Genomic DNA, 18,567 nt, shown 5'->3' with positions numbered 1-18,567 from the left:
CATCACCTCAGGTCGCTAGAGGTTGCCGAAATCGTTCGCGGCGTTCCGGCAACAAGGCAAATGGTAAGCGCAAACCACACGATTGGATGGCGGATGATCAGATGTGGCATTCCGAAGATGACGATCGACACCACCAGCACGAACAGGGCATCGAGCTTCGCACGCCATGCGCATAAAGCCGCCGCGCCGACAATCCAGGCCAGGGCCAGGACCGCAACCAAACCACCTTGAGTGTACAGATCGAGAATCGTGTTGTGAGCCTCGAAAGGCCGGGGCAGAAATTGGCTGTAGGAAATGGGCGGGCGCTCCAGATGCGGGCCAGGACCAAGGCCCAGGGATCCTGACGTTAGGCCCTTGCCCAATGCATCTCCCCAGAGATGGATTCGAAGTGCAGCGGTTTCGGCGGTCGCTTCGCCGCCCTTGTCCTTGGTAAGACTCAAGGCGAACTGTTCGACGCTGCCCACCTCCGTGACGATGTAAGGCGTCATCGACATGGCCAACGGAAGGAAGCCAATCATCAGCAGGAGGGTAACTTGCCGGGACAGGCTGACCTTGCCGTCACCGGCTGCGAGCCATGTCCGAACCCGCAGCCCAAGAAATATCAGGCCGACCAGGACCGTCGTGTAAAGATAGGTATCACTCTTCGTCAGCCTTCCGACATAGATGGTCAGGATAAGGCTGCTGAGCCCGGCCAGCCTCGCCCACGGCTTGCTTGTAGTCGTCGCAAGATGCAAGGCGAGCGGACCAAGGAGTGCGCAATAGAGCGCGAGCTGGTTGGGATTCTCGGACCAGCCTCGGAAGCGATCCCAGTACCAGGGATCGACGCCGGATTGGTGGATCCAACCCCATCCAAGTGCCAGCTGAACAATAAAGCATGCATTCGCAATCGCGACCACCCACCAGGCAGCACTGCGCAGACGGCGATCCGCGTCGGGCTCCGCGGCGGCCAGGCAGGTGACGCAGATCAGCAGCAGGTAGGCTACCATATCGTGCATCACCACCGACAGGTACAGTACCGTGGTCAGGTAGCCAACGATGGTGCCAATACCCAGAGCGAGCGTGATGATCAGCCAGAAGCCCGCAACACGGATCAGGGCGGGCCTGACTACCAAGTGACCGCCGGCGAGCACCCGCCCGATCGACAGCATGATCCAAAGCGCGAGAAACAATTCGCCATAGCCGTAGGGCAAGCCCGGAACCGAGAGCTGCGCCGCATACGACATGGCCACGCCGCAGGCCAGGATCGCGTCCCGGATCATCGGCGCGCTCCACCCGATCCGCGGTTTGCAGCAGGCTCTTCAAGCAACACCGGCGATGCCGGTCGAGCGAAGCCGCCCTGGGATTTGGCACTAAGGACATTGTCGTAGAGATCGCAATATTGCTCGACCACCCAGGGCAGCGAGAACTGCGTCCGGACGAGCTCGACAGAGCGAGCGCCCATGGTCCGTCCTTTCCGGCGGTCGGACAGGACCTCTATAATTCGAGAGGCAAGGCCGTTCGCATCGTGCGGGGGGACGAGATGGCCGTTCCATCCGTCCTCGACCACCTCATTGCAACCAGGCATCATCGAGGCGACGATAGGCAATCCCGCGAGCCCTGCCTCCAGCAGGACGCGCGGAATCCCTTCTCGGTATTGTGTTGGAAAGGCGAACAGATCGGCCATGCCAAGAAGGGCAGGAACGTCGCGTCGTGGACCCAAGGCGATGACATGCGGCACATGTCGATCGATCTCAGCCTTGTCCACTGCAAATGGGCCCTCGGATTCCAATGGGCCGACAAGCACGAAACGGGCATTGGGCCTTTCCGACAGGATGCGAGGGACTGCCTTGAGGAGTGTCGGGATGCCTTTCTGGCGTGTTAGCCGGCCGACAAAAATTACGATCTCGGCGGATTGGAGCCCAAGCTCTTCGCGCATTTTCATCGCCGACGGGGCAAGATGCCTTGCCATGGCGAACGCATCGACGTCGATTCCAGAACTGCGGATCACTCGTCCGCTGCCGCGTCCGATCAGTCGGTAGCGTTCAAAGAATGCCTGATCGTCCCGATTCTGGAACACCGTAGCCGCCGTCCATAACGACGAAAGCCATTGCAATCCGCAAAAGATTGGGCGCAGGGCAAGCGCGCGCGGTTCCAGGGACGAGAACGTCCAGCCCAGACCGTTGATAGTGCGCACGACTGGAACGCTTCCGCGCACCGCAAGTGGCGTCACCAGGTTGGGCTTGGTGTCGAAGCTTTGGATAATGTCCGGCCGGAGTTCCGCCATCAGCTTTCGAATGGTTCTGATGGCGGCCCATTCTCCGCTGCTGCTGGAAAATCGGTCGAAACCGTAGCTGCGATGCGGGATGCCATGCCGCAGGAATGCGGCTTCACCGCCGCTCGACACCGCAGTAACACGGAATCCCTTCTCTCGCAGCGACATCAAGAACGGAATTCGCAGGGCATGATCCTCGCCTCCGACACACACCAGATGCGGATTCATCCTGCGTCTCCTGACCGTTCGCTGTAGCCCGATCGCGCGAAGTGGCCGGCCCTTGAATTTGCTTTCATGGTGTTGGTTTCGCTACCCATCTCGCCCAGGTCACGGTAGGGGCAGGTCTTGCCACTGTCCTCGTCTGTTTAAATGACGCAAACCCTGTCCCGGCAGCGGGCCGCCGTACCCAGCCGGTTCAGGTCGCCGCGCGTTGCATCAAAGAGGTCGGCACTGCCCGGGTGCCGAGCGCAGAGTGGTCCGCAGACAAACGGCTCGCGCTCCGCGGCACACTTTCCTGTCATTGCTGGCTGTCGTCGGAAAGCCGCCTACTTTAGCGCGGCTCCCATCATCGTCTGGATGCGCGAAGTTTGACCACGCGGGAGGTGATCGTCCGTGCCTCCGAGGCTAGCAGGATTGGAATGCCGTCGCGAACCGGATAGGCAAGTCCTGCGCTCTTCGAAACGAGTTCATCGCGATCCGAATCCCAGGCAAGTGAGCCCTTGGTCATTGGGCATACCAACCATTCTAACAACTCAGGGTTGAAAGAGGCATTCTCTTCGGCTCGCTTATCCGTATCCATCTGCTATTCCTTTCTCGGCCGTGACATCAACAGTGAGCTCCGGCGCGAGCGCCCTTGGCGATACAAGCCGTCACCCGACGTCATCGCTGTAATTCGTAGGATTCCGGCAAGTGTCATAAGCCTTGCAAACTGCACAATCACGCTAGGTGCAGGCTTGGCCACTGTCGTCGTCCGTTTGAATGAATCGACATCGAACGGAGCCGTATGGCGGCGAAGTTGAACGTGAGGCGTTAAAAGCGTGAATGGAGCAAGCACGATCGGCCATATCGCCATAGGCGACCGGAAGGTTTTGTTATTGAAGACCGCTCGCGGCTAATGCTCTCGAGCCAGTGTCTGATCCTTCCGGCCAGTCAATACGGGCGATGAAATCGTAAACCGGGCCGCCGGGTACTCCCCAATTGCTTGACCAGATCACCTGTGAACCGTCCGGGGACGGCGAGGCGTGGGTCTCACTCCAGTAGTCGAATGGAACGTTCTTCGTCTGCACAATGCGCCGGACCTCTCCGCTGCCGTCGATGCGCAACGCGATGACTTCCCGCGCATACGGCGCCCAAGCCGGATATTTCGATACTTCGTCCGGATTGCCCGAATAGGTAAGGAACACCCAACCGGGCCTGTCCAGCGACCTGAGCGATGCATGCTGTGCTTCACCATATCTCATGAGCGAGGTGACTTTCCCATCTGACAGCCTTCGCTTGATCACCTGGAATATGTCTGGATCGGACTTACTGATCCCCACATAGATTTCGCTGCCGTCGGCATCGACGGTCATGTCGCCATGGCCAGGCCGATGATGCTCAGTCCATTTCTGGCGCAGAACGCCGTCAACAGAAAAGATGAACGTCTGTTCAGTGTCGTCTTTCAGGTTCTGAATGCATAAGATGTTGACGCCCAGCGGCGAGATTGAGCAGGCGCCGTTGGCCCCGACAAGCTGTGCGAGATTGATTTCCGGAAATTTCCGCCGCTGTTTGAGATCGTAGGCAAAGACGACCGCTTTGCCGTCCCGGCGAACCGCGCGTACGGCAATACGGCTGCCATCTCGGCTTGGATTACCTTTGTATGGCCCGAACTGGAGATTGCTACTGTCAGTCGAAACAAACAGGACCTCCTCATGATTGGTGCGTGGCGCCCAGGTCGAGATTTTCCGACCACCGACGCAGATCATCAGGTCGGGATCGTGAGGATGCCATTCGCATTCGGTCGATCGATCACGGCGAAAAAGCGGGGCGTAGGTGCGCCCATCCAGGAAGCATAAGCCGCCGCAGCCGTTGCTGATGACAAGAAGGCTCTGATCCGCATTCCAGGCCTGGGCGCTCGAATAGCGGTGGCTGCAATATTTGCTCCCGCATGCGATGCCGGCGCCGAGGATTCCGGGTTTGGTTATTCGGGTGAAAGTTGTGCCAAATGCCGCATCCTTCGCGGCGTGCAGGTAATCCGGCAGGTCCATGGCTACCGGCGCGACGAACTTTGTTGATGCGACGTCTTCTCCACTCACCGCCCCGTGGATAACTATGGATATCGCGCTGACAGCAGCTAACGTCAACGCCAAGGCAGTCTGGTAGCGAGAAAAGCGCATGTCATGTCAACTCGCGCGGTTCCTTTTCAATAATTCGATTTTCCATATTATTGGATATCTTCTTATCGACGCTTCAAAACCGCATCTCTCTAAGCTTCAACTCTTTTAAATTTCGCCCGCGCCGCGCCGAACTTGTCGATTACTCCACGCGCTATCATTTCTGTGGCGGCTGTGAGCCCGTTCGAATCTAAACTTTCGACGCAAGTTGTTGGCACGGGAAACGATCCAAGTTGTTCCCCAATGAGATTAACGTGGTCAATATGATCAAGACTGCTCTGCAGATCGACTTCGAGGAACTTCTGAATGATACCGAGGTTACGCCGGCGTTCCTTCAGACGGACCTCTAGAATTTCCCTCGGCGCCTGCAATCGGACAAGCAGATCCGGTTTGGGTAGAAGCTCGAGCGCGCGCGACACCCTTTCACGATCCGTTACGCCGCTGAACAAAACCAGTGAACATACGAATTGCACCATACCCTGGTCAAAAATTGAGATCGTGTCATTGGACGCTATTGCCGCGCGCCAAGCTTGAAGAAGAGCTTCAAGATGCCAGTTCAGGCGAGCCGCCCACAGCTCATTCTTGGGTGGAAGAATCTTAAGCACTTCTGCACCGAGAGAACGCTGTCCGATCCACTTTGAATGCAAGCCGGAGACCAGTTTGAAGGCGGCCCTCCTAACCGGATGTCGGCGGTCACCGGTCTGCAAAACAACACAGTAGCCCTGAGCTCGCAAAACGTGCACCAGCTCGGACGCTAACGTCGTCTTACCAGCACCGGACGGCCCAAATAGCTCCAAGATCATCTTTCAATCCAGACTGAGGGAAGCCTACTGGCAGTGACGTCATGTCCATTTGCTGAAGCGAACGCCCATCTCTTCCTGGGATGTCTAGCCGACGAGCCAGGAATCCGCGCCATCCGTATGAATGACGGTGTGGTCACGTTAGGATATCGACGGACGCCAAAATCGTGAACGGAAGGAGTGCGTTTCGGTGACTATCCTTCCGGACTGCCTACCGTCCGTTTACCGTTCCGTCTCCGAAAGGGGTGTGCAGTAGCCCTATTCCCCAGCACACTTCCGCGCGGGCGCGGCAGTCATGAGTTCGGCATGTCTCATCCGTTCGAGGGATGCGAGACACCCAGCCTTCTGGAAACCTTCTCTGTGATGGACGCAGCCAACTGGCCGTTTATCCCCTCTATCGCCAATAGGGCAGCTTGGTCGGCTATCCAATGAACGTGTCGGACAAAAATCTTCGATCTCATCTGCAGGAGAAATCGTATGAAAGCAGGCATATGAGCGAGAACCTCGAGCCACATCAGACGGCAGCGGCAAATACGGCTATACCTGCCAATTACAACGCCAAGGTCGCGGCAGTCGCGGCCTATGAGCTCCCGACAAAACAGAGATATCAAGATCCGAGTTTTGCGAGCTGGTACCTGAACGGCTATGCAGGCCGGTTGAAGCTGTCCACCGTTGCGTCATACGTCATTGCGCGACGGGAGCAACGCTGCATCGCCAAGGCGCTGGAGAGGTGCAGCCCGCCTCCATCTCAGGTGCTCGATATCCCATGCGGAACCGGGAAGCTGGCCGGCGTGCTGGGCCAGCATAATTGTCGGGTGCTGGCTGCAGACATTTCAATGGAAATGATGGCCTTGGCTAAATCAGCATATGAAGGTCAATCCGGATTTCGGGGATTCATCCGATGTGACGTGACGCAGCTGCCGTTCGCCGACGAAAGCTTTGATACGGTGGTCTGCCTTCGCCTCATTCACCTTATCCCGCCACATCTCAGGCGCGACATTATCATTGAGCTCGCGCGCGTTGCCAGCCGTCGCCTGATCGTATCCTACGGCCTTGGCACCCGCCTCCAGAGAATACGGCTAAGGCTGCGGAAGTTGATCACCGGAAGGATGTCGGCGCCTCATCCCGTCAATCTCACCGTTGCACGACAGGATTTCGCGGCGGCGGGGCTCAAGCTGGTACGCTCTTTTAGCGTCCTGCGGTTCCTGTCCTGCGAGCAGCTGTTCGTACTTGAGAAGGTAAAGGCTTGACCTGCCGCCGGTTTGCAGTCTTCGCGTTAGCACTGGTATTGCGGATCAGGCCGCTGATGGTTGTCAAAAGCTGAAACGGCTGCGGGAGGTAGCTGTGGAACCGGCAGGCAAGGCCATTCCGGCGCGCATGCCATCACTCGACCTGCTGCGCCTAGCTGCAGCCCTCGCGGTCGTGCTCTTTCACTATCTTTTTGGCGGCGCGATCGCGGGCAATCTCGACGTGGAATATCCTGCCGCAGCACCTTACGCCATCTACGGCTATCTCGGCGTCAATCTGTTTTTCCTGATCAGCGGTTTCGTCATCGCGTGGTCGGCCGAAGGTCGAACCTGGCAGGAATTCGCGGTCGCCCGCTTCGCCCGGCTTTATCCCGGATTCCTCGTCTGCATGACCGCGACGTTTGTTGTTCTCGTCGTCGCCAAAGATCAGCGTTTTCCGACCGATGTTCCAACCTATGTAGCCAATCTTTCCATGTTCGCCCGCCTCTTCGGCAGGCCGTCCATGGATGGCGTCTACTGGTCGATCATGCTCGAGATCCTGTTTTACGGCTGGGTTGCAGTGCTGATCTTTGCCGGCGCCTTTCAGCGCTGGAAAATACCCATCGCGGCCATCTGGCTCGCAATTTCGGCAACCAACGAGTTCTTCTTTGGGAACCCGGTGATACGCATTCTCTTCATTACAAACTATGCGCCTTTGTTTGCCGCCGGCATCCTCGCGGAAGACATCGTTGCAAGGGGCCGTTCACCGGCTGCGTTCCTGTTTCTTGCCGTCGCGTTCCTGGTGTCTTGCCAGACCGCAATGTTCTCTCATAACTGGATGCAGGAGCACTTTGGCGCAGCCATTTCGTATCCGGCCCTCCTCGCTGCCAATATAGTGGTCTACGGAGTCTTCGCTGGCGCGATATTGCTCCGCTCCGTGATTGCTCCATCCAAGGCTATCATGATGCTCGGAGGGTTGACTTATCCGCTGTATCTTTTGCACCAGTATATCGGCTACATTTCGCTTAACGCGCTGGCGCCTCATGTCGGCAAGAACGCCGCATTCTTCGTCGTGTTGGCCGGGGTCCTCCTTGCCTCTTTTATCGTCTGGCGCTTCATCGAGACGCCGGTACGCAAGCCGCTCGTCCGCGCCCTGGTGTCTGGGATATATCGCCTTGCACCAGCCTCGCGGCCAATCCGGCCAACCTCTTCCGCGCGAACGTCATGATCAGGAGCTTTCGGCGGATGCCGCAGAAGATGTTTGAGTCCAACCGTCGCCTCGCGGAAAAGGCAACTGGGTAGCCCCACGACGCCTGCGCAAGCGAATACATGATCTGTGGGTCAATCCGCAGGCGAGCAGCAGGCCGGCGATCAGGCGAGACAGCACCGGGGTTCCTTCCAAGCCGCCGATGTTGCACGGCACCGCTGTTGCGGCAATGCCGGCTGCGAGGCGCATTCGCATTTCGGAGAAGCGCCGTCTAGATCGGCAGCTTCGTCGATTGTGTCACATTTTGTTCTTGCTTTGTGCCGGCAGCTATGCTAGTAATTTGGGTACGGTGCAGATTCGCACTGACGACCCGCCGCTAGGCGGGTTTTGTTTTTGGTCTGGTTTTCAGATTTCCCGGCCGTCCTGCGTCGGACGGCTTCTCGACCGCGCCATTCGAGCCAAGCTCCGCACGGTCGGATCAAGTTAGCCGAGTCTTATCCCGAATAGAACCATCCTTGGCTGGTCGTCGATACCGTTGCGGAAACGAGTTCGAAGGGAGCGCCCCTCCAACGCTCAATCCTACTTCAAACCTCAATATTTCTGTCAGAGGGTGTCGGTATGTGATTTGGCGCTAATATACGCCGTCTGTAAGTAGGCACGGTCGAAACAGAAAAAGGAATATTGGATGACAACTCTGCATTACACGTCAGGTGGATCGGGCACGGAAATTTCGCAAGCCGGATTCAATCTGGCCGACGTTTCATCTGTTGACCAACTCAATGCGCTGCCGGACGGTATGAAGGGCTTGGTCTACCTCAACGAAACCGACGGAGCGACGTCGTCCTTTATCGACAAGATCACGCCTTTCATCGGCAATCCGAAGCTGTTCGGATTCTTCCTTGTCGACGAGCCGGATCCCACCGGCCAATGGGGCACCTACGCCTCCGCCGCGAATCTGAAGGCAGAATCCGACTGGATTCACGCCAATGTGCCGGACGCCAAGACCTACATCACGATGATGAGCTTGGGGACGTCCGCGAATCCGGATTTTTCGAACACGTACAATCCCGCCAATACCGGTATCGATTACTACGGCGTGGATGTCTATCCTGTCCGCACGGATGGCGCGGTCGACTATAACATGATCGATAAATTCGTTGCCGCCGCTCAGGCATCGGGCATCCCGACGAGCAAGATCATTCCAGGCTACCAGACGTTTGGCGGTGGCGACTATAACACCGACATGGGTGGCAAATATGTCGTGCCCACCGCCGCCCAGATGGAAACCATGATGGACCACTGGGCCAAGCTGGTTCCGTCACCCGCCTTCGAGTACGCGTACGCCTGGGGTTCACAGCGAGGCGACACCGCGCTTGAGAGCTCCCCGGAACTGCAGGCCGTTTTCCGGCAACACAATCTCAGCACCGCCGGGACTGCTCCTTCCGAAGCTGCGGCCACCGATCCCATTTCTACGGCGACGGTCCCTTCCGAGGCCACCACCGGCGATAGCACCGCGACTGTCACCGCTCCTTCCGAAGCCACCACCGGCGGCAGCACCTCGACCGCCACCGCCCCTTCCGAAGCCACCTCCAGCGGCGGCACCTCGACCGCCACCGCCCCTTCCGAAGCCACCTCCAGCGGCGGCACCTCGACCGCCACAGCCCCGGCCGAGACCATCACCGGCGGCAGCACCTCGACTGCCACCGCCCCTTCCGAAGCCACCACCGGCGATAGCAATCATGGCAAGACCACGCTTTCGCATCTCCTCGCCGGCAACGGCGGTTCGATTACTACCGCCGCCTCCGGCGCTACCGCCAGCGATGGCAGTCATGGCAAGACCGCGCTGTCGCCCCTCCTCGCCAGCGACGGCAGTTCGACTACTACCGCCGCCTCCGGCGCTACCACCAGCGATGGCAGTCATGGCAAGACCGCGCTGTCGCCCCTCCTCGCCAGCGACGGCAGTTCGACTGATACCGCCGCCTCCGGTGCCACCACCAGCGATGGCAGTCATGGCAAGACCGCGCTTTCTCACCTCCTCGCCAGCGATGGCAGTTCGACTGACACCACCCACGATAATGCCGGCGACAAGGTAAGCGAGGGCAGCAACGTTGACCGCATATTGGCCTCGTTGAGCCATTCTCTTTCGGCCGGCTCGGAACTTCTCCCGACCAACGATCCATCCGACAAGACGGCAACCAGCCTGATCCGCCACGGGTTCGCGCAAACCGTCCAGCCCGATGAAAGTGTCGGCGCCCAGGCAAAAAACGGCGCCGCCGCCGAGATCATGTCTGGCCACGGAGGCAACGATGCCTTCGACTTCAGCAAGCTTCAGGACAAGCTCCACCTCGATCAAGCCGCTCTTACCGAGCTTAAGTCGGGCGGGCTTTCATTGCATACTTCCCCTGCTGGTACGGCTACGGATGATGGTTCCCACCACATCATCTTTGACAGCTCAACCGGGTCGCTCTCTCTCGACAGCGACGCGGTCGGCGGCGCAGCTCAAGCGCAGCTCGCTACCCATCTCCCGTTGCAGCATCACTCTTTGATCTGAAAACCGGAGCGGCGGACCTTCAACTCGAGCGTGTCCGCCGCTCCGTCCGTGTTCAATTGCGCCACGGAAGCTTGACTAAGAAAAATGCGATATCGGCAGACATCAGAGAGATCGAAGTTGGTCGCATTATCGCCAATGCGAATTTCGGATTCGCCGCACTAGGCGGTCTCGGCAATTTTCAGCACGGCGTCGATCTCGGCCATCACCGTTGCCGGCAGCGGCCCTTTCTCCAGCGCACCGAGATTGTCCTCGACCTGCTCGGGCCGCGTGAAGCCGGGAACCGGCAAGGCGATTGCCGACTTGGCGAGTATCCAGCCGAGCGCGCCTTGCGCAAGCGTGCGTCCGCCCGAGGTGAGCAGGTCGCGGATTGCCGAGAGCCTTGACAGATAGTGCGGGTTGGCGGCGCCATCCCTGAAAAACACCATCCATTCGGCATTCCCGCCGCGCACATCGTTGGTGGGCAGCCGCATGGCCGGCGTGTATTTGCCGGTGAGCAGCCCCATTGCCAGCGGCAGCCGGCTGAACGAGACGAGGTTCTCGCGCGCCGCAACGGCCATCAGCTCGTTCGCCGGGGTAAACACATTGAAGTCGTTCTCTACGGCGACGAACCCCTCGCGCGGCGCGTAGGCGGCAAGCCGTCCGCGGTGATCGGTGCTCCAGCCGAAGCCGCCGATCTTGCCCTCTTGGCGCAACAGGCCGAGCGTATCGAACACCTCGCCGGCGCGCTCGATCGGATACTCGTTGATATGTAGCAGCACGACGTCGATACAATCCCGCTGCAGGCGCTGCCGCGAATTGTCGATCGATGTCCGGATTGCCGCGGCAGAGGCATCCTCGGGTGCGATCTTACGCGTTTCGGGATCGCCGAAATAGCCGACCTTGGTGACGATGACGGCTTCGTCCTTACCCCTCAACGCCCGCCCGAGGATCAGTTCGGCATTGCCGGCGCCGTAGGCGGCAGCCGTGTCGAACACCCGCGCGCCGATCTCATAAGCCATCGCCAGCGCGGCTTGCGACCTGATATCGTCGACCTCGCCATAGATTGTCGCCGTGTCACGCCAACGCGCGGGGCCACCCGCCGCCCAGGTGCCGATGCCGATGCGCGGTACCGAGCGGCCATCCCAAAGCATCATCATCTGCATGCCCGGCTCCTCAACGACGCAAGCTGGCGTGGCGGGCACGCTCGCGGATCTCTTCGCGAGAAATGCCGGCATCCGCCAGTGTGCTGTCCCGGGCCTGCCTCAAGCTCGCAAGCGTCTGGCGATAGGCAATCCAGCGGGCGAAACGGTATCGAAGTTCATCCAACATGATCGTCTCCTTTGGTACGCAGAATGCCTGCGCGCCTGGGTTGGTCGGAAGCGCAAAACCTCTGCGCCAATCGCATGCGCGATCGAAAGGGTTCAGTTCGCTTCTTGGCCAGCCGAGGCGCTTGTCCCTGTCCCGCCAGGCAGGATTGTCCAACGCCTCCAATGCCTGCATACTTGCGCACGATGCCCGCTTTGCGCTACAGCCACGGTCGCAAGGAGTTTTTCATTTCTGCAAAATGGATATCGGCTGGGACGATCTGAGGTTGTTTCTCGACGTTGCGCGGCTGGGTGGCTTGAGCGCAGCGACGGGAACCACGCGCCTCAGCGCAGCCACCCTTGGACGACGCGTCACCGCGCTCGAAAAGCAGATCGGCGAACCTCTATTCGTGCGCCAGCAGACCGGCTACCGGCTGACCCCGGTCGGCGAGGAACTGCTGCGGCGCGCCGAAGACGTCGAGGCGGCAATGCAGTCGCTGACCCGCTGGCGCGAGGGAAACCTGCCCGACCGCATTGTCCGCGTCTCGGCCGGGCCATGGACCTCGGCCTTCGTTTCCGCCCATATCGGCGAGATCTGGACGGTCGATGACGGCATAAGGGTAGAGCTTGTCACCACCACCGACCGGGTCGACATCGGCCGCCGTGCCGCCGACATCGGCATCCGCAGCGAGCGCCCGACCGAGCAGTGGCTGGCCGGCCGTCAGAGCGGCAAGGTCGCCCACGCCATTTATTCCGGACGTCACCTGATCAACGGCATCGCCGCCGGATTGTTCGTCGGCGTCACCGGCGAAGGCGCAAACATTGCCTCGGCGCGCTGGCTGCAAGCCCATCACGGCGACCGCATCGCCGTACGCGGCAACAACACCCATTCGGTGCGCGAACTGGTGGCCGCCGGCGCCGGCCTTTCGGTCTTTCCGTGCTTCGTCGGTGACGGCGATCCGCGGCTGGTTCGCGTTGCTCAGCCTATCCCCGAACTTGAAACCGACCAATGGATCGTCACCCATCACGAGGAACGTCATTCCCCGCCGGTACGGAAAGTCGCCGACCGGATCGCCGCCTTGATGCGGGCGCACCAGCCGCTGTTTCGCGGCGAGACGCCGATCCGGTAAGCCTCAGGCATCGATCGGCCGCCAGTGGATCAAAATCAGATATTTTGGTGGGCCGGACGATGGTAGCGCCGCCGTTGAGGACGCCGGAGTGCGACGCGCTGCTCGTCGAGATCCTTGCCTTGGGCGAAGAGAGCGGTATAAACCGATCAGCACCGGGCCGCCTATCCGGTCACTCGTCCTCCTGCCGGCTCATAGCCGTATGCTTCGCCCTTACGCAGCACGCGGCCGATGCCCGGCCAGCCAAGGTGCGCGCCGGCGATCCACGTCCCCGCCTCGGCCGCGTCACTGAAAACCTTTAGGCGGGTTGCGCGCGCGGTCAGCTGATCGTCGTCATAGCCCCAACTGAACGCGGGATTGCCGAACTGCAAGGCCGGCACATGAACGACGTCCCCGAAGAATAGGAAACGGTCCTCGTCCGAGTCGAACGCGTAGCCGGTATGACCGGCAGCATGACCGGGCAGGGCGACCGCCCTCAATCGCTCACCCACCTGGTCGCCATTCTGGACAGGCTTCAGCAGGGGCCGGAACTGCGCAAGGTGCGCGTAAGCGAAAAAGCTCCCCACAGCCGCCTCGGGAATAGCGATCGCCTTCAAGTTTGGAAAGAGCACTCGGCCGTCGGGGGTCAAAAGTCCGTGCACATGATCCTGATGGGCGTGGGTGAGCGCCAAGACCGTGATCGAAGCCGGGTCGATCTTGGCTTCCGCCATGGCCTGCTCAAGACGCCCCACTGTCGGAGCCCAGCCCCCTCCTCCGCTGTCGATCAGAACGCCGTCAACGCCTGGACCTGCGAGCGCGAAGCAATTGACAGACAGGCGAAGCGCCCCTGCCAACGCAGCTTGCGGCACCGGATTATCCTGCGGGTCCCGCAGAAGGTCCGCCGGCATCTCGATGTAACCGTCCGAGAGCGACCAGACGCGCCACCTCCCTGACGTGCTGCCGAGCACGTTATTGGTTTGCGATGTCACGATCATATGGCCACCTGCCGCAAACGAAAATGGAGGATAGGTTCGATTGTCACTATTGGCTCCCTGCATAATCTGCGCAAAAGCGTGGGGAAACCGATGAAGATCAATGCGGAAAGCACCCGATCTCGATAGGCCACGGATCGGAAGATGATCGTTGACGGATCTGCTAGCTTCGCGGCGATGCCAGCTCTTATTGCATTCCCATGTAGATTCCTCCCTTCGTAAGCTCGTCAATCATCTGATTTATGCGCTTTCGGCGTGTTTCCGGGTGACGGGCGCGCTCGATCCAATGCAAGTAATCATTGCGCTGATAGGGAGGCCGTTGCTCGAAAGCAGTCATCAGATTTGCGGCCTCGAGCTCTGCACGCAAACTGTCGGGCATCTTAGCCAACGGACGTTTCAGCAACTCACATCTCCGCCATTCGAATCCTGATGCTGGAATAGATCACAAGTCAGCCGTCGCGCCTGCGAGACCGCAGCCGGCCTGGCGACAGCCCTTTCAATCGGGTCACGACGCGATTCATATGGGCCTGGTGAGTGAAACCCGCGTGCTGAGCAATCTCGGCCAGCGGCAGATCGCTATTTTCCAAAAGCTCGACCGCGCGATCAACGCGGCGGCGTAAAATGAATTGATGTACCGGCAATTGCGTCGCCTCGCGAAAGGCGGCGGTGAAGGCGCGTCGTGGTATTCCCGCGATTCCGGCAAGATGGTCGATCGACACCCCCTTTTCCAGATCGCCGTCAATCGCAGCGAGGACCCGGTCGAACCGCTGCGAGGTTAGGACCGGAGACTTCTGCTGCCGCTGGCGTGCATGCCCGAGACGGAGCAGGTTCGCGAAAACCAGGCCCAGCGTCCATTCGCGGACGATCGGGTTGGCTGGCGGGTCGCCTTCGAGGCGTCGGCACAACTCGGCCACCAGCGAATCGCGTATCGGTCGATCGGTCAGGATTGCCAGGTCCTCGGGGGTCCCGCCTGCGGATACCAGGAGCCTTGACGCCAGCGCGGAGTCAACGGTGATCATCGTCAGCTCTCGCGGCTCCTCGATCTTGAACCGCGTGGCACGCTCGGGAAGACTGAGCAGCAGGTCGCCGGGGCGGGTGAAGACGCGCCGCAGCCCGCGGCCAAGATCGATCTCTGCATAGGATGAACCGCTGCGAATCACACGCAGCTGAACGACTCCGGCCGGCGCATGGCGATAGTCGCCGGCAGGAAAGAACAACCTCTTTGCACTTGCCGCGGTCACCATCGTTGTACCGGGCGTCCGGACGCAAGTTCCTCCAGGACTTCGATGATCGATCGCCGCATCCTCGATCCTTGATGCCTACACTTTTGCCCGTTTGACTGGTCCACCAGGCGCATCATTTGCCAGGGCAGTCAGTTCACCAATCCGGGGCACAAAGATGTTGTGCAGTGTCTGGGTCATAATGGTCATTTCACGCTGAACTTGCAGTTCCTGTGCGGCGGGAAACAATGTGTCCTGCAAGAAGAGCTCCAGGCCTGCCTTGTCGTCCCATATCTCGATGATGCGATAACCATCGTCTGTGGCATGCGCGATGTGCTGGTAGATGCCGCCAGCGGGCCGTTTCTCCACGCCGATCCGATCGAGGATGCGGCTATAATCTTCGGCCGTCAGGCCGGCAATATCAAGTGTCGTCACTACGGCCATGGTTCATCCTCGCTGCTGATAGTGGTTGTTTGAGGTGGAGTTCTTGGACGGACCCGGATCCTATTGGGCCGATGTCGTTTGGCATCGCCCGCCCTGACGGCGAGTTTGTCTCCCGAACTTCACCGACAGGAGCGGTCTTTGGTCCTCAGCCACCGAGCGCCTCGATGACAAGACGGGCGGTCGCCGCTCCGGAGAAGTTCTGCTGGCCGGTGATCAAATTGCCGTCGCGCACGGCAAAATCGCGCCACAGCCCGGCCTGAACATAATTCGCGCCGAGCGCACGCATCTCATCCTCGATCCGCCATGGCATCAGATGCGTACCGTGTGGCAGCGCGCCCATCTCCCAGACGGCATTGTCGGCGAAGTCTTCCTCGACATTGGCGAAACCCGTAACAGTGCGCCCTTTGGCCAGCAGCTCGCCGGTTGAGAGGCGAGCGTAGCGCAGCAGCGCGACGCCATGACACAAGGCGGCCGCGACCTTGCCGGCCGCGAAAAAGTTGATGAACAGCCGCTGCAACTCAGTTGCGCCTTCGAAGGTGAACATCGGCGCTTGGCCGCCAGCGACGACGATAGCGTCGAACGCGTCGACCGACAGCTCTGCGATGGGCCGGGTCGTCTCCACCAGCGCCGCCAGTTTCGGCGTCGACAGGAAACCGAGCGAGATCAGATCCGTATCCGAATAGCCGGACGGATCGCGCGGGTCGCTCAACGCATCCGCCTCGCATTTGCCGCCCTCAGGCGAGAAGATCGCGACTGCATATCCGCGCTCGGTGAAGGCGAGCCAGGGATGAGTTAACTCGCTCCACCAAAACCCGACCGGCCAGCCTGTGGTGGTTGACACAGCCGGGTTTGAAAGGACCATCGCGACGCGTTTAGGATGCCGCGGGTCGAGTGGGTTGGAATCGCGCACGCTCATCGCGCCATCTCGACTGGTTCGCCAAGATTCGCCCAAATCGTCTTGTATTGGGTGTAGCTTTCCCACGCCTCGCGGCCCTGCTCGCGGCCATAGCCGCTCATCTTGAAACCTCCGAACGGCGAATTAGGATGGTACTTGTGCCAGCAGTTCAGCCAGACCGTGCCTGCCTTGATCCGGTCGGCGAGCCGCAAGGCGCGGCCGAGATCGCTGGTCTGGATGCCCGAGGCGAGCCCGTAGCTCGTATCGTTGGCGATCCGGATCGCGTCCTCCTCGCTGTCGAATGGAATCACCGGCAGGACAGGGCCGAAAATCTCTTCGCGCGATATCCTTAGGTCGTTGGTCGCATCGGCGAAGATGGTCGGCTCGATGAAGAGGCCCTTGCCGTTGACCTGGCGGGTGCCGCCGCCCGCGGCCAGTCGCGCGGTGCGCTTGCCCTCTTCGACATAGCTCAAGACCTTGTCATACTCGCCCCGCGATGCGATCGGCCCGATCATCGTCGCAGGGTCCAGCGGATCGCCGAGCGTCGCCGACCTCGCCATGGCGCTCAGCTTCTCGACGACCTCGTCATAGCAGGCGCGTTCAACCAGCAGGCGCGATCCGGCGACGCAGACTTCGCCCTTGTTCCAGAAGATGCCCCAGAAGGCTGCCTGTATCGCGACATCGATATCGGCATCGGCGAAAACGATATTGGGACTCTTGCCGCCGAGCTCCATGGTCAGGTGTTTCATCGTCCCGGCACCGTTGCGCATGATGCCCTGGCCGACGGTGGTCGACCCGGTAAAGGCGATCTTGCCGACGCGGGCATCGTTGACCAACGCGTCGCCGATGGTGCCGCCCGGGCCGGTGACGAGATTGTAGACGCCTGGCGGCACGCCCGCGTCGAGGATCACTTGCGCCAAGGCGAGGGCCGTCAGGGGCGTGTCGGTCGCAGGCTTGTGAACGACCGTGTTACCCGCCGCGAGTGCCGGCGCGATTTTCGAACAGGACAGCGCGAGGGGAAAATTGAACGGGGTGATCGCAGCGATCACACCGAGCGGCTCGCGCCGCGTCAGGATCCTGATATTTGGTTCGTAGCTGGTACGATAGGCGCCGTCCATCGCGCTCATGGCGAGCCCGCCATGAAAGCGGAACAGTCCTGAGCAGTGCGGCATGATGATATCGCGGAAATCGCGATAGGGCATACCCATATCCATCGCCTCGCGCACCGCGAAATCCTCGGCCCGCTCGTCCATTAGATCGGCGATGCGAAACAGGATCTTGGCGCGCTCCTCATGATGCATCCGCGCCCAGGGTCCTTGCTCGAAAGCCCGCTGCGCGGCCGCGACGGCATCGCTCGTGTCGGTGACGTCCGCCTTCGCAATATCGGTGATCGCCGCCTCCGTGGTCGGATCAAAAGTCGTCGAAGTCTCGCCACTGACGGCATCGCGCCATTGGCCATCGATCAGCAGACGTCCTACTGGAATCGCCTTGCGCCGCGCGGGTAGATAATCAGTCATGAGTCCGTCCGTCCTGTCGAATGAGATTGAAGGAAATTGTCGGCCCCATCCCGCGCCGATAGGCGAGCTGGACCAATAGCAGCATCATCGGCTCGATCAGGCGCGAGGCCGTGAGATCGCCGACATCGACCGGCATTGTCGGCAGATCGGCGAGAAGCCGGCAAACCGCCGCCTTGGCATCTGCGTCATTGCCGGCGACATAGCTCGTCACCGGATCGCCGTTGAGACGCGGATCATCCCTGTCAAGCAATTCGGCAAAGGTCGGAATGCACTTGACGACAAGGGCGCCCCGCGCGCGCCTCTGAACCTCCTCGCCTACAGACGTAGTAGTGCCTAGCAGCATCGTGGAAAGGTCAGGCGCGACTGCATTGGTATTGTCCCAGACGATCTTGCCCGACAAATCGCCAAGCGCGTCCATCGCCAGCTCGAGAGCCGGCCATGGCGTCGCCAGGGCAATTACGTCGGCCCATCTCGCTACTTCGTCAGGGGCACCGAAGCCAACACGGAGGGTTGCCGCGATTGCGCGCAACTTGCCTTCGTCACGACTGAAGCTGAGGCGAATTTCGTGCCCGGCGAGGCCAAGACATTTCGCCAAGGCCTTCCCGAGCGAGCCTGGTCCGATGATCGCAACTTTCACAACTGCCTCCCGACACGCGATCGGGCTTGCCTAGCATCATTGCAGTCGCGCTTATTTCACGAATTG

At 60.2% G+C, this 18,567-nt stretch carries 18 protein-coding genes; 4 read left to right on the top strand and 14 right to left on the bottom strand.

What is annotated here, in order from left to right; all coding sequences use genetic code 11:
- Positions 1 to 2: 2 nt before the first annotated feature.
- The 5 genes from NKI25_RS13830 to NKI25_RS13810 all read right to left on the bottom strand — a co-directional run bounded on the left by NKI25_RS13830 (position 3) and on the right by NKI25_RS13810 (position 5,426).
- On the bottom strand, positions 3 to 1,259 hold the full coding sequence (locus NKI25_RS13830; RefSeq protein ID WP_352449683.1) for an O-antigen ligase family protein: 1,257 nt from the start codon (positions 1,257 to 1,259) through the stop codon (positions 3 to 5).
- Entirely contained in the window at positions 1,256 to 2,479 is a 1,224-nt protein-coding gene (locus NKI25_RS13825; RefSeq protein WP_023675610.1) for a glycosyltransferase family 4 protein, read from the bottom strand. Before NKI25_RS13825 ends, NKI25_RS13830 begins: the two co-directional genes overlap by 4 nt.
- Before the next feature lie 337 nt (positions 2,480 to 2,816).
- Complete coding sequence (locus NKI25_RS13820; RefSeq protein ID WP_023675609.1) at positions 2,817 to 3,050, bottom strand: Trm112 family protein; 234 nt, start codon at positions 3,048 to 3,050, stop codon at positions 2,817 to 2,819.
- Between the two features lie 292 nt (positions 3,051 to 3,342).
- Positions 3,343 to 4,626, bottom strand: a complete 1,284-nt coding sequence (locus NKI25_RS13815) for a hypothetical protein (protein ID WP_352998596.1) — start codon at positions 4,624 to 4,626, stop codon at positions 3,343 to 3,345.
- 89 nt (positions 4,627 to 4,715) lie between these two features.
- Positions 4,716 to 5,426, bottom strand: coding sequence for an AAA family ATPase (locus NKI25_RS13810; protein WP_023675607.1), 711 nt, complete (start codon positions 5,424 to 5,426; stop codon positions 4,716 to 4,718).
- 425 nt (positions 5,427 to 5,851) lie between these two features.
- Between NKI25_RS13810 and NKI25_RS13805 the strand changes: the two genes are divergently transcribed.
- The 3 genes from NKI25_RS13805 to NKI25_RS13795 all read left to right on the top strand — a co-directional run bounded on the left by NKI25_RS13805 (position 5,852) and on the right by NKI25_RS13795 (position 10,407).
- The gene (locus NKI25_RS13805; RefSeq protein ID WP_084640985.1) at positions 5,852 to 6,673 is read left to right on the top strand and encodes a class I SAM-dependent methyltransferase; all 822 of its coding nucleotides are present in this window, start codon (positions 5,852 to 5,854) and stop codon (positions 6,671 to 6,673) included.
- Between the two features lie 94 nt (positions 6,674 to 6,767).
- Complete coding sequence (locus NKI25_RS13800; RefSeq protein WP_023675605.1) at positions 6,768 to 7,877, top strand: acyltransferase family protein; 1,110 nt, start codon at positions 6,768 to 6,770, stop codon at positions 7,875 to 7,877.
- Positions 7,878 to 8,541: 664 nt separating this feature from the next.
- The gene (locus NKI25_RS13795; RefSeq protein ID WP_352569008.1) at positions 8,542 to 10,407 is read left to right on the top strand and encodes a calcium-binding protein; all 1,866 of its coding nucleotides are present in this window, start codon (positions 8,542 to 8,544) and stop codon (positions 10,405 to 10,407) included.
- A 158-nt stretch (positions 10,408 to 10,565) separates the two neighbouring features.
- On the opposite strand, the gene NKI25_RS13790 is transcribed toward NKI25_RS13795, so the two are convergent.
- A complete protein-coding gene (locus tag NKI25_RS13790) occupies positions 10,566 to 11,549 on the bottom strand; it encodes an aldo/keto reductase (RefSeq protein ID WP_352948206.1) in 984 nt (327 codons plus the stop codon).
- Positions 11,550 to 11,559: 10 nt separating this feature from the next.
- A complete protein-coding gene (locus tag NKI25_RS13785; RefSeq protein ID WP_156937304.1) occupies positions 11,560 to 11,715 on the bottom strand; it encodes a YjiS-like domain-containing protein in 156 nt (51 codons plus the stop codon).
- 235 nt (positions 11,716 to 11,950) lie between these two features.
- Between NKI25_RS13785 and NKI25_RS13780 the strand changes: the two genes are divergently transcribed.
- Positions 11,951 to 12,820, top strand: coding sequence for a LysR family transcriptional regulator (locus NKI25_RS13780; RefSeq protein WP_352501394.1), 870 nt, complete (start codon positions 11,951 to 11,953; stop codon positions 12,818 to 12,820).
- A 161-nt stretch (positions 12,821 to 12,981) separates the two neighbouring features.
- Here NKI25_RS13780 and NKI25_RS13775 read toward each other — a convergent pair whose 3' ends face one another.
- The 7 genes from NKI25_RS13775 to NKI25_RS13745 all read right to left on the bottom strand — a co-directional run bounded on the left by NKI25_RS13775 (position 12,982) and on the right by NKI25_RS13745 (position 18,501).
- Positions 12,982 to 13,791: an MBL fold metallo-hydrolase gene (locus tag NKI25_RS13775; RefSeq protein ID WP_023679475.1), complete on the bottom strand. Its 810-nt coding sequence runs from the start codon at positions 13,789 to 13,791 to the stop codon at positions 12,982 to 12,984.
- A gap of 184 nt (positions 13,792 to 13,975) precedes the next feature.
- On the bottom strand, positions 13,976 to 14,167 hold the full coding sequence (locus NKI25_RS13770; RefSeq protein ID WP_031212580.1) for a YdeI/OmpD-associated family protein: 192 nt from the start codon (positions 14,165 to 14,167) through the stop codon (positions 13,976 to 13,978).
- Between the two features lie 70 nt (positions 14,168 to 14,237).
- On the bottom strand, positions 14,238 to 15,032 hold the full coding sequence (locus NKI25_RS13765; RefSeq protein ID WP_352623095.1) for a helix-turn-helix domain-containing protein: 795 nt from the start codon (positions 15,030 to 15,032) through the stop codon (positions 14,238 to 14,240).
- A 75-nt stretch (positions 15,033 to 15,107) separates the two neighbouring features.
- Positions 15,108 to 15,452 (bottom strand): hypothetical protein, encoded by a 345-nt coding sequence (locus tag NKI25_RS13760; protein ID WP_023679472.1) that lies wholly within the window; start codon positions 15,450 to 15,452, stop codon positions 15,108 to 15,110.
- 145 nt (positions 15,453 to 15,597) lie between these two features.
- The gene (locus NKI25_RS13755; RefSeq protein WP_352998595.1) at positions 15,598 to 16,368 is read right to left on the bottom strand and encodes a type 1 glutamine amidotransferase domain-containing protein; all 771 of its coding nucleotides are present in this window, start codon (positions 16,366 to 16,368) and stop codon (positions 15,598 to 15,600) included.
- Entirely contained in the window at positions 16,365 to 17,864 is a 1,500-nt protein-coding gene (locus NKI25_RS13750; RefSeq protein ID WP_352998594.1) for an aldehyde dehydrogenase family protein, read from the bottom strand. The genes NKI25_RS13755 and NKI25_RS13750 overlap by 4 nt, the downstream gene beginning before the upstream one ends.
- Positions 17,857 to 18,501 (bottom strand): NADPH-dependent F420 reductase, encoded by a 645-nt coding sequence (locus NKI25_RS13745; protein ID WP_352998593.1) that lies wholly within the window; start codon positions 18,499 to 18,501, stop codon positions 17,857 to 17,859. The genes NKI25_RS13750 and NKI25_RS13745 overlap by 8 nt, the downstream gene beginning before the upstream one ends.
- Between the last annotated feature and the right edge of the window lie 66 nt (positions 18,502 to 18,567).

Origin of the sequence: Mesorhizobium sp. M0808 (genome assembly GCF_040320025.1) — a bacterium.
Lineage (GTDB): Bacteria > Pseudomonadota > Alphaproteobacteria > Rhizobiales > Rhizobiaceae > Mesorhizobium.
The sequence above is the reverse complement of the archived record's forward strand: the minus strand, read 5'-3'. Positions and strand labels throughout refer to the sequence as shown.